Here is a 15,274-nt window from a genome sequence, read left to right as displayed (position 1 = left end):
CTGAGGTTGTTCGACTCTTCAGCTCGGTAGTCCACCGGCGCAGGCGGTCGGTTGGAAGTTCGTGAATGAACCAGCACAACCCGATCACCGCGAGGAGACCTCAGTGTCCGTACTGCTATACCGGTGGGGGAAGTTCGCCTTCCGCCACAAGTGGATCGTCCTACCCGTCTGGCTCGTCCTGTTCCTGATCCTCGGCGGCCTCGGCGCGCAGCTTAAGGAGCCGATGAGCGACGACTTCAGCATGCCGAACCTGCCTTCGGAGCGGGCCACGGAAATCCTCGACAAGCATTTCCCCGGCATGTCCCAGGCGTTCAATTTCGACGCGGTAACCGGCACCTACGTGATCGGTGCGGCGCAGGGGCAGAAGCTCACCGACCCGGCCAACCATCAGGCGGTCGAGACGCTGATCGCGAACCTCAACCAACTCGATATCGTCGATCACAGCAAGCCGATCACCGATCCGGTTGTCGCCGCCGAACAGTTGGGCTGTCTCAACGGCCGGCCCGACCTCTCCAAATGCAGTGGCGCACCGTTGAACGTGCTGAGTAAGACCGACCCCGATTCGGTCGCCTTCATGAGCGTGCCGTTCACCATCAAGGAATTCAGCGACGTCACCGCCGACGACCGCGCGGCCGCCTACAACGTGGCGGATGCCGCCCGCAATGCCGGGCTGACGGTCGAAATGAGCGGTTCCATCGCGATGCAACAACAGGCGCCGAGCGGGAAATCAGAAATGATCGGCATGGCGGTGGCACTGATCGTGATGATCATCGCGTTCGGAGCGATCGTCGCGGCGTTCGTGCCGATCATCACCGCGATCGTCGGCCTGAGCGCGGCCACCTCGCTGATCTTCCTCAGCACCTCGTTCCTGTCGATCCCCAGCTTCACAACCTTCCTCGCCTCGATGATCGGCATCGCGCTATCGATCGACTACGCGCTGTTCGTCGTCTCCCGCTACAAACACGAACTGGCAGTACAGGATTCACCGGAAGAAGCGGCCGGCACCGCACTCGGCACCGCTGGGTCCGCGGTGGTCTTCGCTGGTTTGACGGTCATTATCGCGCTAATCGGCTTGGCTATCGTCGGGGTCCGATTCCTCACGTTCATGGGGCTCGGCGGTGCGATCGCGGCGGCGTTCGCGGTGCTCACCGCGATCACGCTGATGCCCGCAATACTCGGCGCATTCGGGCGATTCCTGTTCAAACCGAAGCTGCCACTCATCGCCGAGCACGACCCCGAGGACGACAACTCGATCACCAATGGCATGCGCATGGGCAGGCTGATCGCCAAGGCGCCGGCCCTGACGTTGCTCCTCGCCATCATCGTGCTCGGCCTGCTCGCCGCGCCCGCGACCGGTTTGAGCCTCGGATTGCCCAGTGACGACAGCATGCCGAAGGACACGACGATCCGGAAGGCATACGAGTTGCGGACCGAGGGCTTCGGCGAGGGCAGCAATGGCGTGCTGAAGGTCGTGGCAGACCTCGGGAACGTGCCGCAGGATCGCCGGGAAGCCGCGGTCACGGCCCTGCGGGACCGGCTTTCGTCCTATTCCGGCATGGACTATGTGACCGAGCCGCAGTGGAGCGGACCCGACAAAGCGGGCGCACTGCTGGACGGTGTGCCGAAATCTGGCCCGAACAACCAGGACACAAAAGACCTGGTCAACGATGCCCGCGACGCCGAAACACAGCTGAAATCCGAGTACGGCATGGAGTACGGCATCACGGGAACTACGGCCATTTACGCGGATGTCGACCATGTATTGCTCAGCAAGATCGTGCCCTACCTCGCGATCGTCGCCGGTGCCGCGTTCCTGCTGCTGATCTCGGTATTCCGCTCGGTACTCGTCCCGCTGACCGCGGCACTCGGCTTCCTGCTCTCGATGGCGGCTACTTTCGGTGCCACGGTGCTGATCTTCCAGGAGGGCAAGTTCGGGCTCATCGCCGATCCACATCCGATCGTGAGCTTCCTGCCGATCATGATGATCGGACTGGTCTTCGGCCTGGCCATGGACTATCAGGTATTCCTGGTGACCCGTATGCGCGAGGAATACGTGCACGGCAAATCGCCGACCGAAGCGATGGTCGGCGGCTACCACCACGGCGCCCGCGTAGTCACCTCCGCCGCGATCATCATGATCTCGGTGTTCGGCTCGTTCCTGCTGGAATCCGACGCCACCGCGAAGTCGATGGGTTTCGCATTGGCCGCAGGCGTGCTCTTCGACGCATTCCTGGTTCGCATGCTGCTGATCCCATCGCTGCTGGTCCTGATGGGTAAATGGGCATGGTGGATGCCGAAATGGCTGGACAAGATCGTGCCGGACATCGACGTGGAGGGCGCGAAGCTGCATGCCCTGCGCGAGCAGGCACAACCGGAAGCGGTGCGGCAGCCGGCCGCACCCGGCTGAGCCGGAACGCGAGGACTCCCGCGCCCCACCCGAATTCGTTCGGGTGGGGCGCAATTATGTCGGTGCCATCACGGCTCAGGTATCGGCACCGACGCCTACGGTCACTGACTGGGTTCCGGCAACTGGCATTCAGAGACCTTGGGTTTGAGCCCCATGTAGTTGAGCGGACCGGCTACCGCGGTGACGGCAATGGTTTCCCAGCCGGCGCAGTTGAGTGGTCCGCTCTCGAAATAGTGGCGTTGACCGGCGGCAATCAGGCCGGTGGCCAACCAGGCTAGGAGCAGCAGACTCAGAAACCGCGACCTCATTTCGTGTGCTGGTCTCTCGCCGCGTACTGGTCTTCCATTGATCGTTCGCTCGCGCATAGTCATCGCCTCTTTCTGCACTCGCGTACTACCCCGGGTACCCGATGGCGCTGGCGGTTATCCATGCGGTGTGCGCCGGGGAACACACCCTGCCAGACATCCAGCGATGCCGTGACCGGATTCAAGAAACCAATCGGTCTTCTACCCGTTACTTAGGACACCTACTTTTGCCGTGGTCATCAACTCGGTCGAAGGGTGGCAGTCGGTCGAGACGTACGGGATGCTTGCACCTGCAAGCATCGTCACCGGTGCGGTGAAGCGATCCAAGGTCCAGCCGATCACGCCGCACGATCTTCGGCACACGTGCGCATCGCTCACCATCTCGGCGGGTGCGAACGTGCTGGCGCTCGCTCGGTTACTCGAGCACAAGGACACCAAGGAGACGCTGAACACCTACGCGGACTTATTCGATGACGACCTCGACAAGCTCGCGAACGCGATGGATGCGGCCCTACGCGCCGGGCGAGTGTGCCCAAGATGTGCCCACAGCGCCGAAAACGGAGCGAGCTACGGCATAGAAAAAGCCCCCCACCTGCGCAAACAGGTGAAGGGCCTTTGGCGGTGGCGGAGGGATTTGAACCCTCGGAGGGGGGTTACCCCTCACACGCTTTCGAGGCGTGCTCCTTAGGCCGCTCGGACACGCCACCGCCGACAACCATACCGGACCGGGTGGCGGATCGATAAATCGCCTGTAGAGGCGGGGGATGTGGTCAGCGTTGGGTGTGGAAGAAGTTGTCCAGGAGGGTGGCGCATTCTTGTTCGAGGATGCCGCCGCGGACATCAGGGCGGTGGTTGAGGCGGCGGTCGCGGACTACGTCCCATAGGGAGCCGACGGCGCCGGTTTTCGGCTCCCAGGCACCGAAGACGAGGCGGCCGACGCGGGCGAGCACGAGCGCGCCCGCGCACATGGTGCATGGTTCGAGGGTTACGGCGAGGGTGGCGTCCTCGAGGCGCCAGCCGTCGCCGTGAACTTCCGCGGCGCGGCGCAGCGCGAGGATTTCGGCGTGCGCGGTTGGGTCCCCCAGGGCCTCGCGGGCATTGGCGGCGCGGGCGAGTTCCCGTCCGGCCGAATCGAATACGACCGCGCCGACCGGCACATCGCGCGGGTCCGCTGCACCCGCCGCCGCGATGGCGGCGCGCACCATATCGGCGTCGGACATTGTGGGGGTCACGTGAGCCGGCAATTCCGCCTCAGCGCGGTAGCTTGTCCAGGACGCCGGATAGTTCGTTGGCGAAGCCGAGTCGCTGGGCGATCATGCCGAGTTGCTCATCCGGATAGAGGTCGGTCTCGGCGAGGATAACGCTGAGCACCGGCTCGGGCAGGCCCAGATCGGCGAGCACGCCGAGGTCGCCCTCCTCCCACGGCTCCACATCGTCGAGTTCGTCGGGGTCGATATCTGGGATCTCGACATTCAATGCCTCGAGCACGTCGGCGGCGATGTCGTAGTCGATCGCGGCGGTCGCGTCCGAAACCAGCATCCTGGTTCCGCTCGGGGCGGGCCGCAGCACGATAAAGAACTCGTCGTCGATATCGAGCAATCCGAATACCGCGCCGGAACTGCGTAATGCCTTGAGCTCGGTTTCAGCTGCGGACAAATCGGTGAGCGCGGCCGAACTCAACGGACTACAGCGCCATTGTCCTTCTTCGCGGACAACGGCCACTGCGAATCCTTCCACGTCGTCGTAATCATCCGACGTCGCCCTGTTCGTGCCCGAGCGCTGTGCTGCCATGCCGCAACGGTAGTCGGCTCGAGCCGAAATGTTGAAGTCGTGTGCGAATCTGTTCGGATGACTCGTGACCAGAAAGCGCCCGTGTGTGTCCTCGGGACGGGCCTGATCGGCGGTTCCCTGCTGCGTGCCGCCATTGGCGCGGGCTATGACGCCTGGGGTTACAACCGTTCGGAGGCGGGCGCGCAGGCGGCACGCGCCGACGGCTACGACGTGCGGAGTGACCTGCTCGGTGTGTTGACCCGCGCCGCCGACACTGACGCGCTGATCGTGATCGCGGTGCCGATGCCCGCGGTCGACCACCTGCTCGCCGACGTTTCCACCTTCGCGCCGCGCTGCACGCTGACCGATGTGGTGAGTGTGAAGGCACCGGTCGCCGCGGCGGTGCGCCAACGCGGGCTGGCTGCGCGCTATGTCGGCGGGCACCCGATGGCGGGCACCTCCGAATCCGGTTGGGCCGCTACCGATCCAGACCTTTTCCGCGGCGCGGCATGGGCGGTGAGCGTGGACGACGGCACACATCCGCAGCCGTGGCGGCGCGTGGTGCGATTGGCATTGGATTGTGGCGCGGTGGTGGTACCGGTTGCCGCGGAAGAACACGATCACGCCGTTGCCCGCATTTCGCATCTGCCGCACGTGCTGGCCGAGGCGCTGGCGCTGGCCGGGACGACCGGCGGCGAACTCGCGCTGGGTTTGGCGGCCGGATCGTTTCGTGACGGCACCCGGGTCGCCGCGACAGCACCGAACCTGGTGCGCGCGATCTGCGAGCCGAACGCGGCGGCGCTGCTCGGTGTTCTCGAGGAAACTCTTACCGTGCTGAGCGTCGCACGCGACAGCCTGCGCATCGACGGTTCGCTCGCCGATCTGGTGGAAGCGGGTCACGATGCGCGGCAGAACTACGAAACGGCACAGCGCTGGGAAATCACCGATATCCGTCCAGGGGACCACGATTGGCTCGAGCGGTTACGCACGGCGGGTCGCGGCGGCGGTGTGCTCACCGAACTGAATTGAGCTGCCGCCTCAGACGCGTTCGGCGAGTCCGGGGTAGTCCAGCAGGAAGCCGTCGGCGTCGACGGTAACGGTGGCACTGGAAACCGGCGATAGGACGCTGATGCCATCGGCGCCGCCGCTGTAGGTGAGGCTGGCTTCCTGGACGAGCAGGTCCGGGAGCCGGACGTAGACGACCGGCACCTGCACATCGCCGACCGCGTGTTGGAGACCGAAGCGGCGGATGGGCAGCGTGTTGAAGAACGGGCTCAACACCACATCGACGTCGAGGGCGCCGGCGAAGGTGGAGCGCATGTGGTTGCCGCCCGCGTCGACCAGCCAGTAGTTCTCCTCGTCCCTTGCGATAGACGCGTGCCGCTCCCCCGCCGCCGCGGTGGTGGTACGCAGCGACAGCCGCTTGGTGGCGCCGTTCTCATCGGTGACGAGATCGTAGGACGCACTGAACGCCGGATGGTCCGCGCAATCTGTGCCGACCATCCGGCCCGCGGCGCGGATGCGGTTGCCATTGAGCGTCACGCGCACCGACTCCATCCGCACCGCGTCGTGTGCGCGCCACGTGAGAATCGCCGGCCACCGCGATGCCGCCGGTTGGCTGTCGGGGCCAGAGGCTGGGTTCGTCACATATCTACCGTAAGGGACGGCCCGCATCCGCATCACACCAACGACTCACGCCATGCGGCGTGCAGGTCGGCGAAGCGTCCGGAGCCCCCGATCAGCGCGGCCGGGGTGCCGTCCTCGACAATCCGCCCGGACTCCATGACCAGCACCCGGTCCGCGATCGCGACCGTGGAGAGCCGGTGCGCGATGATCACCGCGGTGCGCTCGCGCAAAACTGTTTCCAGTGCCCGCTGAACCAGTCGCTCACTCGGAATGTCCAGGCTCGAGGTCGCCTCGTCCAAGACGATCACCGCCGGATCCGCCAGGAATACCCGAGCGAAGGCCACCAGCTGCCGTTGGCCTGCCGACAGTCTGCCGCCGCGTTTGCGGACATCGGTGTCGAAACCGTCGGGCAGCGCCATCACGAGGTCGTAGAGGCCGATCGCGCGGGCGGCCGCGTACACCTGCTCATCGGTGGCCTCGGGCCTGCCGAGCCGGATGTTGTCGGCCACCGAACCGGAGAAAAGGTACGACTCTTGGGTGACCATCACGACGTTGCGGCGCAGGTCGGCGTCACCGAGGCTGCGCAGGTCGATGCCGTCGAGGGTGACCGTACCGCCGGAGGGATCGTAAAAGCGGGTCAGCAGCTTGACCAGCGTCGACTTGCCCGCGCCGGTCGCGCCGACGAGCGCGATCACCTGACCCGCCGGAATCTCCAGCGAGAACTCTGGCAGCACCGGCTTCGACTGGCTGTCGTAGCTGAACCAGACGTGGTCCATGCGCACCGCGCCGCTCGCCTTGTCCAGCGGTACCGGATCGGTCGGCTCCGCGACCGTCGGCTGTTCCTCGAGTACGCCGGAGATCTTCTCCAGTGCCGCCGCGGCCGACTGGTAGGAGTTGAAGACCTGGGCGAGTTCGTCGAGAGGACCATAGAACTCGTTGAGGTACAACAGGTATGCCGCGAGCACACCGACCGCAAGGTCGCCCTCGATCACTCGCCACGCGCCGACCACGATGATGATGACGGTGGTCAGGTTGCCGAGTAACCGGGTGAGCCCGACGTAATCGCCCATACCTCGCAATGCGGCCGTGGTCGCCTGCCGGTACTCCGAATCTTCCTGCGCCAGCACTGATTCGTTACGCTGCTCACGACGGAAGGTCTGCACCGCGCGAATGCCGCCCATCGACTCCACGAACTGCACAACGACTTTCGCGATGGCGCCACGGGTACGCCGGTAGCCCGCACGCTGCCTGCGCTGCGCCCAGCGGGTGACCAGCACCAGCGGGATGAATCCGGCCAGCACGATCGCGGCGAGCATCTGATCGAGGTAGATCAGCAGCATCGCGATGGTCAGCACCGAAAGAACCGCGCTCAGTGCCTGATTGAGCGCCCCCTCGAGCAGTTCCTGCAGGGTCTCGATATCGCCGGTCAGCCGTGCGACGACCTTGCCCGAGGTGTACTTCTCGTGAAAGGAGACGCTGAGTCGCTGGATATGCGTGAACGAACGCACCCGCAGGTCGAACAGCACGCTCTGGCTGAGCTTTCCGGATACGTGCAGAAAGAAGAAGGTGGTGGCCACACCGACCGCGACCGAGACCAGGTATCCGGCGACGGTGAGCGTCAAAGGCATCCAGTTACCGTGGGCGCCCTCCGCGATGCCGGTGTCGAGTCCGTACGCGATGAACAGCGGGGCCGAGACGGTCGCGGCATTGTCGATCACGATCAGGACCAGGGCGAGTATCGCGAGCCTGCGGTGGGGCCGCACCAGTTCGAGCAGCAGTCGCCGGGATCGATCGGCCAGCACCAGATTTCCGGTCTGGGTGACCTCTTTGTCCTCGTTGGCGATACCGCGCCAATCGGCGGCCGAATCCTGACCGGCCACACTCTTCGACGCTTCGGCCGGTGCATCTCCTTGTCTCGCCGCGCCTTCCGATGACAGACGCTGATCGGTTTCGGCTTCTGCGGTCATGATTCACCTCCCATCAGCTCGCGGTAGCGAGTACTTGTCCGAAGTAGGTGGTCGTGGGTGCCTTCGGCGACGATCCGCCCGTCGTCCAGCACCGCGACCCGGTCCGCCAGCGCCGCCGTCGAGGGACGGTGCGCGACCAGCAGTGTGGTCGCGCCGGCCAGCACCGTCCGCAGCCGTTCCTGCACGCGCTCTTCGGTTTCCACGTCCAGCGCGGACAGTGGGTCGTCGAGCACCATGATGCGAGTCCGATCGCCGAGGCCGCGTTCGGCCAGCACCGCACGGGCCAGTGCAAGCCGCTGGCGCTGGCCACCGGACAGGCTGAGTCCCTGCTCACCGATTCTGGTGTCGAGTCCCCACGGCAGCTCGGCGACGAAATCGGCGGCCTGGGCGACATCGAGTGCGCGCCGCACATCGGCATCGGTGGCCTCCGGTTCGCCGAGCGCGACGTTTTCCCGCACACTCGCCGAGAACAGCACCGGTTCCTCGAACGCGACCGAAACCAGTGAGCGTAGATCGTCCACCCGCATCGAGGCGATATCGATGCCGTCGATGGTGATCACGCCGCCGGTGGCGTCGTAGAGCCGGGGAATCAGGTTGAGCAGCGCGGTCTTTCCGCTGCCGGTAGCACCGACGAGCGCCACCGTCTCACCCGGCCGGATTTCGAGCGAAACATCGTGCAGTACTTCACCTTTCGCATCAGGGAAGGCGAATCGCACGCCGTCCAACGCCAATTTGCCCGCGATCCGGGTTGGCAATTCCACCGGATGCGCTGGGTCGGTGATGTCGATGGGGGTGTCGATGATCTCCCAGTACCGGTCCGCGGCGGTGCGCGCGTCATTGAGCTCGGTGAGCAGGAAACCGGTCCAGATGATCGGCCACTGCAGGAAGGTCGCCAGCGTGATCGCCGCGACCAGAGTGCCGAGCGACATCGTGGCGTGCGCGACGGCGTAGCTCCCGTAACCGAGCGCGAAGGCAATGGCCAACTGCGGCAAGCACACCATTGCCGACCACAGCGTCGCGTCCAACCGCACCTTCAGCAGTTCGGTCTGCCGCAGTTCGCGTGACTGCGCGGTAAAGCGGGCACCGAAGAAAGCGCCGCGACCGAACGCCTTCAAAACCCTGACACCCTGCGCCGATTCCTCGGCGGTTGTGGCCAGATCGCCGGTCTGATCCTGCGAGCGCCGCGACGCCACCGAATAGCGCCGCTCGAAGCGGGCGCAGATGTAGATCAGTGGAATCGCGATGATCCCGAAGATCAGGCCGATCCGCCAGTTCAGCACGCACAGCGCGACCAGGCCGACCGGAATGATGATGGAGTGGATGATCAGGAACGGCCCGGCGAAAGCGACGAACCGGCGCAACGTGGCCATGTCGTCGATCGCACGCGAAAGCAGCTGACCCGATTCCCAGGCATCGTGGCGTCCGATGGCAAGCGCCTGCAACTTGCGAAAGATCTTGGCGCGCATGTTGATTTCGAACTGCGCCGCCGGCTTGGAGACCAGCCACCGCCGCCCCCACACGCCCAGCGCCTCCAATAACCCGAGAGCCAGTACCGCGAGCACCGGCAACACCACGCCCGCGACATTGCGCTGCGCGATCGGTCCGTCGATGATTCGCGCGACGATCAACGGAATCACGATCGCGGTCAACGATGCGACCGCGGCGAGCGCGGTTGCCCCGAGCAGCGGCACGCGATGCGGTCGCAGGTAGGGCAGCAGGCGGCGTAGCGAATGCAGGCGACCTGGCGGCGCGGCGGCGGGCCGCTCCGGTCTATCGGCCTCCGATTCGACCGATGGCCTATCGAGTGCGACTGACAATGCTCCCCCTCGTGGTCCGTGGATTGGCGGTGTCGCGAACGGTCCACGCGGTGATGTTCGCACCGGGGTCCGACATTCCAGCGTCGCATCGACACCCGGATCGGCCAACCGATTTTTTCGGTTGGCCGATACCGTCGCACCACACTCATCCCCACAGCCAACAACCTCGAGCAATCTCGAGGTCAAGGGTCAACTACACACTTGTGCGTCGTGTCTACGGCTCGGCCGACGCGTCCGGGAAGTCCTGCTGCTGATATCCGCCGCGCAGCGTGCCCTCGACATAGGCCGCCCGGCACGCGCGCCTGGCGATCTTGCCGCTGGAGGTCCGCGGAATCGAACCCGCGGGAACCAGCAGCAGGTCGCGCACGGTTACGCCGTGGCGCTGCGCGATCGCCGCCCGGACGGTATCGGCGATCGGCCGCGGATCTGCCTTAGCCGCCCCGGTACCGCGCTCGGCGACGACCACGAGTTGCTCGGAGGTGTCGTCGGGGCCGAAGGCAAGGCCGGAATTGCTTCCGTGCTCGAATACCAACGCGGGCAACTGGTTCGCTGGCACCGAGAACGCGGCGACAAAGCCGGGACGTAGCGCGGTGCTGGCCTCCTGGGCGGAGAACTCCAGGTCCTGCGGGTAGTGATTGCGACCGTCGACGATCACCAGATCCTTCACCCGCCCGGTGATATACAGCTCGCCGTCGAGATAGACGCCGAAGTCGCCGGTCCGCATCCACTGCGCGCCCGCGCCGGTCCCCTCGGCATGACTGCCTTCGGGCAGCCGGGTGGCAAGCGTGTTGTGGAAAGTCTGCACGGTTTCCTCCGGGCGTCCCCAATATCCGATGCCCATGTTCTCGCCGTGTAACCAGATCTCGCCGACCCGGCCGTCGGCCCGCTCGGTGCCGGTCTCGGGATCGACGATCACCGCCCACTGCGACAACGCGACATAACCACACGACACCTGGGCGATGGCGTTATCGGTGCCCGAATCGACCTGGACCATACGTCCGGCATTCAATTCGTGCCGATCGACGTAGACGACCCTCGCGTCGTCCTCGGCCTTGGTCGCCGAAACGAACAATGTCGCCTCGGCCATCCCGTAGCACGGCTTGATCGCCGTCTTGGGCAGGCCATAGGGTGCGAACGCGTCATTGAACTTCGTCATCGATGACACTGAAACCGGCTCGCTGCCATTGATCAGCCCGATCACATTCGACAGATCGAGCGACTCACCTGCCTTCGGCTTGCCGCGGGCGGCTGCATGTTCGAACGCGAAGTTCGGTGCGGCGGCAAAGGTTCCGGCACCGTCGGAGGCGGCGGCCAATTCCTTGATCCAGCGATACGGGCGACGCACGAAGGCGCTCGGCGACATGATCGTGATGAATCCACCGCCGATCGTCGGCAGGATCACGCACAGCAGGCCCATGTCGTGGAACAGCGGCAGCCACGTGACGCCACGCGAGTTCTCGGTGACGCCGATCGCGTCGATCATCTGCAGCAGATTCGTGCCAACCGCCCGATGGGTGATCTCCACGCCCGCGGGGGTTCTGGTGGACCCCGAGGTGTATTGCAGATACGCGACGCTGTCGATATTGATCTCCGGCCGCACCCAGGTGGCGCCGACACTGTCGGGGATCGCGTCGACGGCGATCATGCGCGGTCGCTGCGCCGCGGACAGGTGCCGGAAGAGATTTCGCACCCCCGACGCGGCGGAGCCGACGGTCAGGATGACCGCGGGCGCGCAATCGCCGAGCACCGCGTGCAGGCGATCGGTGTGCCCCTGTTCCTCGGGATCGAACAGCGGAACCGCGATATTGCCCGCGTATACGGCGGCGAAAATGGAGATGACATAGTCGAGTCCCTGCGGGGCCAGGATCGCGACCCGGTCCCCCGGCTGTGACACCTGCTGCAGCCTGGCCGCGACCGCGCGCAGTCGAACCCCGAACTCGCGCCAGGTCAGGTCCTGATAATCGCCATCGCGCTCACGCGAATAGTCGATGTAGCGGTACGCGAGCCCGTCCCCGTTCTCCGCGCTGTGCTTATCGACGAAATCGATCAAGGTTTTGTCGCCCAGGATCTTGATATTGCCCTGTTCGTCCAAATAATCGTCAAAGGTCTCGCCGATCATCGCCCCATCCTTTTCCAACGCCCGCACGAAAACGTGCAGTGACACCGAACACAGATCGACACCGGAAGCGCCGGGAAGGCTAGCAGGTTTCCCGGCCCCGGGGCACTCAGTACCGGCCGAAAGCGAGCGCGACGTTGTGCCCGCCGAAGCCGAAGGAATTGTTCACCGCGTAGTCGATCCGACCGGGGCGCGATTGCCCCTTGACGATGTCCAGATCGATCTCAGGATCCTGGTTTTCCAGGTTGAGGGTCGGCGGGACGATGCTGTCGCGAACACTCAGCACCGTGATCACCGACTCCAGTGCGCCGACCGCGCCGATCGAATGACCGAGCGCGGATTTCGGCGCGTACACCGACGCATGACTACCGACAGCCTTGCTGATCGCGCGTGCCTCGGCGGTGTCGCCGATCGGGGTCGCGGTCGCGTGCGCGTTGATGTGGTTCACATCGCTTTTGTACAATCCCGCGGTCTGTAGCGCACGCGTCATCGCACGCGCGGCGCCGGTGCCATCGGGATCAGGGGCGACCAGATGGAATCCGTCAGAGGTGATACCCGCCCCCATCAGCCGCGCGTGAATTGTCGCGCCACGCGCTTTGGCGTGCTCCTCGGTCTCAATGATCATCATCGCCCCGGCCTCACCGAACACGAATCCGTCGCGGTCGGAATCGAAGGGCCGCGAGGCGCTTTTCGGGTTGTCGTTGCGTGTGCTCATCGCGCGCATCATGGTGAACGCCGCGATCGGCAGCGCCTGGATGGAACCCTCGACACCACCGGTGACGACCATATCGGCATCGCCCATGACGATCATCCGCCACGCGTTGGCCACCGCCTCCGAACCCGACGAGCAGGCCGAAACCGGGGTAACGACTCCAGCACGCGCACCGAGCTCCAATCCGACACACGCGGCGGCACCGTTGGGCATGATCGCCTGCACGGTCAGTGGCGAAACCTTGCGGTAGCCACCGTTTTCCAGCTTGTCGCGGGCATCGATGATCGCCTCGGCACCACCGAGTCCGGTGCCGATCGCAACCCCGAGCCGCTCGGGGTCGACCTGCGGGCTGCCCGCGTTGCGCCACACCTCGCGAGCGAGGCAGATCGCCATCTGCTCCACATACGACAGGTACCTGGTCTCGCTGCGCGACAGCGCCGCGCTCGGCGCGACCTTCAGATGGCCGCCGATACGCACCGGCAGGCCGAAGTCGTCGAGGAAAGTGTCTTCGAGGAGGTCGATGCCGCTCTCGCCGTTGAGCAGACCCTTCCAGGTCGAATCGACATCGCCCGCAATCGATGTGGTCGCGGCGAGGCTGGTCACGACAACGTTGGGATAGTTCCCGTTCTTGGTGGACGGAATCTGCATCTCGCTCACTTTCCTGGCATCACTTGGAAGAACCGGGGACTGCGCGTCGATACTCGAGCGGTAGAGCTGGAGCGGCGGGAGATCAGCAGTGGTCAGGAGCAGATACGCCTCCTGGCCTTTGAGCGGGCCATGACGTGACTCGGCCTGCAGGCATTATGCCGCTTGAGATCAGCGGTAGCCGCCAGGACCCACGGCAAGACACCCGGCCGTCGCCATCGCGACGACCACGACTCGAGTAACCTGCTCCTACGAGCACGGAGCGCGCGGTCTCGAGCGATCTGCAAGCAACTCGAGCGATCTGCCGCCGCCCCGTCGTGGAATCGCGGAAAGGGATGACTGTGGCGGGCGGGCGGATGGTCGGGCTGTTCGCCGGAATCGGCGGGCTGGAGCTCGGACTCGGCGCGCACGGCTGGGACACCGAGTTGCTCTGCGAAATCGAACCCGGCGCCAAGGCGGTGCTCGCCGCGCGCTTCCCTGAGGTGCCGCTGCACGGCGATATCACCAGGCTGCGCGCCATTCCAGCCGGGACCGAACTGGTCGCGGCCGGCTTCCCGTGCCAGGACTTGTCACAAGCCGGGCGCACCGCGGGCATTACCGGCAAACGCTCCGGCCTGGTCGACGAGGTGTTCCGGCTGGTGCGCAGGCGGCGTGGGCCACGCTGGCTGCTGATCGAGAACGTCCCGTTCATGCTGCAACTCGGGCGTGGCGCCGCCATGCGGCATATCACCGCGGCACTGGAGGAACTCGGCTACACCTGGGCTTACCGGGTTGTCGACGCACGCGCGTTCGGGCTGCCGCAGCGCAGGCAGCGGGTACTGATGCTCGCCTCCCGCACCGAGGATCCGCGGCCGGTGCTGTTCGGTGACGACGCGGGCCCACGCATTCTCGGCGATCCCGAACGCGATCCCTGCGGCTTCTATTGGACCGAGGGCGTGCGCGGCCTCGGCTGGGCGGTGAACGCGATACCGACCATCAAGGGCGGTTCGGCGCTCGGCATCGCCAGCCCACCCGCGGTGCGATTGCCGTCGGGAGAGGTGGTCACGCCGGGCATCATCGACGGAGAACGGTTGCAGGGCTTCGATTCCGGCTGGACCGCGCCCGCGACCGACGCGCCGAGCGTGCGCGACGGGCATCGGTGGAAGCTGGTCGGCAACGCGGTGAATGTGCGGATGGCCGAGTGGGTCGGCGCCCGGCTGGCCGCACCACTGGACTCGATTCCCGATGACGAGCCGCTCGAACCGGGCACGCCGTGGCCAAGTGCCGCGTGGGGCGGGCACGGGGTTGCCCACCGGGTGCCGGTATCGACGTGGCCGGTCCACGAACCCTACGAGGACCTACACAACTTCCTCACCGATTCCCGTTTGCTATCAGCTCGCGCGACCGCCGGATTCCTGCGCCGCACCGGCATGGGCAGCCTCCGGTTTCCGCCCGGATTCCTCGCCGATATGGAAAGTCATCTCGATCGCATGGGCGGCTGGGCGGCATGAGCCAGCGGTCGCACCGGCCCACGACGGACGCGGCGACGAGTGCGCGAATGGCGAAGCAACGACGCAGCGGCACCGAACCCGAACTTGCGCTGCGCCGGGAACTGCACCGGCGGGGCCTGCGGTATTTCGTCGATCGGGCACCACTACCCGGCCAGCGTCGCCGCGCCGATCTGGTGTTTCCCCGGCGGCGGGTCGCGGTCTATGTCGACGGATGTTTCTGGCATCGGTGCCCACAGCACGCGACCGATCCGAAGAACAACGCGCGGTGGTGGGCGGACAAACTACAGGGCAATGTGGCCAGGGACCGCGCGACCGACGCGGCGTTGGCCGACGCGGGATGGGTGGTGGTCCGGGTCTGGGAGCACGAGGACGCTGTCGCCGCCGCGGACCGGGTCCAGGCCAGCCTCGATGCCGGCTAG

General features: G+C 65.6%; 12 protein-coding genes, 1 tRNA gene and 1 pseudogene. 5 read left to right on the top strand and 9 right to left on the bottom strand.

The window, feature by feature from the left end; all coding sequences use genetic code 11:
- Positions 1-103: 103 nt before the first annotated feature.
- Positions 104-2,407, top strand: a complete 2,304-nt coding sequence (locus LKE06_RS08060; RefSeq protein WP_227997983.1) for an MMPL family transporter — start codon at positions 104-106, stop codon at positions 2,405-2,407.
- A gap of 101 nt (positions 2,408-2,508) precedes the next feature.
- Here LKE06_RS08060 and LKE06_RS08055 read toward each other — a convergent pair whose 3' ends face one another.
- Entirely contained in the window at positions 2,509-2,676 is a 168-nt protein-coding gene (locus tag LKE06_RS08055) for a hypothetical protein (RefSeq protein WP_372477296.1), read from the bottom strand.
- A gap of 349 nt (positions 2,677-3,025) precedes the next feature.
- On the opposite strand from LKE06_RS08055, the pseudogene LKE06_RS08050 reads away from it, so the two are divergent.
- Positions 3,026-3,205 (top strand): annotated as a pseudogene (locus LKE06_RS08050) (tyrosine-type recombinase/integrase); the annotation flags it as partial.
- A 123-nt stretch (positions 3,206-3,328) separates the two neighbouring features.
- Here LKE06_RS08050 and LKE06_RS08045 read toward each other — a convergent pair.
- The 3 genes from LKE06_RS08045 to LKE06_RS08035 form a co-directional block, all read right to left on the bottom strand.
- Positions 3,329-3,419: transfer RNA gene (locus tag LKE06_RS08045), tRNA-Ser, on the bottom strand.
- Between the two features lie 63 nt (positions 3,420-3,482).
- Positions 3,483-3,932, bottom strand: a complete 450-nt coding sequence (locus LKE06_RS08040; protein ID WP_227999336.1) for a nucleoside deaminase — start codon at positions 3,930-3,932, stop codon at positions 3,483-3,485.
- A 31-nt stretch (positions 3,933-3,963) separates the two neighbouring features.
- A complete protein-coding gene (locus LKE06_RS08035; protein WP_227997981.1) occupies positions 3,964-4,503 on the bottom strand; it encodes a tRNA adenosine deaminase-associated protein in 540 nt (179 codons plus the stop codon).
- 57 nt (positions 4,504-4,560) lie between these two features.
- Here LKE06_RS08035 and LKE06_RS08030 point away from each other — a divergent pair, with 57 nt between their 5' ends.
- The gene (locus tag LKE06_RS08030) at positions 4,561-5,511 is read left to right on the top strand and encodes a prephenate dehydrogenase (protein ID WP_227997980.1); all 951 of its coding nucleotides are present in this window, start codon (positions 4,561-4,563) and stop codon (positions 5,509-5,511) included.
- 9 nt (positions 5,512-5,520) lie between these two features.
- Here the strand turns inward: LKE06_RS08030 and LKE06_RS08025 are convergent, their stop codons facing one another.
- From LKE06_RS08025 to LKE06_RS08005, 5 genes are all read right to left on the bottom strand, one after another.
- Positions 5,521-6,156, bottom strand: coding sequence for a putative glycolipid-binding domain-containing protein (locus tag LKE06_RS08025; RefSeq protein WP_372477295.1), 636 nt, complete (start codon positions 6,154-6,156; stop codon positions 5,521-5,523).
- A 5-nt stretch (positions 6,157-6,161) separates the two neighbouring features.
- Complete coding sequence (locus tag LKE06_RS08020) at positions 6,162-8,075, bottom strand: ABC transporter ATP-binding protein (RefSeq protein ID WP_227997978.1); 1,914 nt, start codon at positions 8,073-8,075, stop codon at positions 6,162-6,164.
- Positions 8,072-9,892, bottom strand: coding sequence for an ABC transporter ATP-binding protein (locus LKE06_RS08015; RefSeq protein ID WP_255648464.1), 1,821 nt, complete (start codon positions 9,890-9,892; stop codon positions 8,072-8,074). Before LKE06_RS08015 ends, LKE06_RS08020 begins: the two co-directional genes overlap by 4 nt.
- 214 nt (positions 9,893-10,106) lie before the next feature.
- Positions 10,107-12,011 (bottom strand): long-chain-fatty-acid--AMP ligase FadD32, encoded by a 1,905-nt coding sequence (gene fadD32 / locus LKE06_RS08010; protein ID WP_255648463.1) that lies wholly within the window; start codon positions 12,009-12,011, stop codon positions 10,107-10,109.
- Positions 12,012-12,117: 106 nt separating this feature from the next.
- The gene (locus tag LKE06_RS08005; protein ID WP_227997977.1) at positions 12,118-13,368 is read right to left on the bottom strand and encodes a KasA/KasB family beta-ketoacyl-ACP synthase; all 1,251 of its coding nucleotides are present in this window, start codon (positions 13,366-13,368) and stop codon (positions 12,118-12,120) included.
- A gap of 353 nt (positions 13,369-13,721) precedes the next feature.
- On the opposite strand from LKE06_RS08005, the gene LKE06_RS08000 reads away from it, so the two are divergent.
- Complete coding sequence (locus tag LKE06_RS08000; RefSeq protein WP_227999333.1) at positions 13,722-14,855, top strand: DNA cytosine methyltransferase; 1,134 nt, start codon at positions 13,722-13,724, stop codon at positions 14,853-14,855.
- 47 nt (positions 14,856-14,902) lie between these two features.
- Positions 14,903-15,274, top strand: a complete 372-nt coding sequence (locus LKE06_RS07995) for a very short patch repair endonuclease (protein ID WP_372477294.1) — start codon at positions 14,903-14,905, stop codon at positions 15,272-15,274.

The organism is Nocardia australiensis, from assembly GCF_020733705.1.
Classification (GTDB): Bacteria; Actinomycetota; Actinomycetes; order Mycobacteriales; family Mycobacteriaceae; genus Nocardia; species Nocardia australiensis.
The sequence above is the reverse complement of the archived record's forward strand: the minus strand, read 5'-3'. Positions and strand labels throughout refer to the sequence as shown.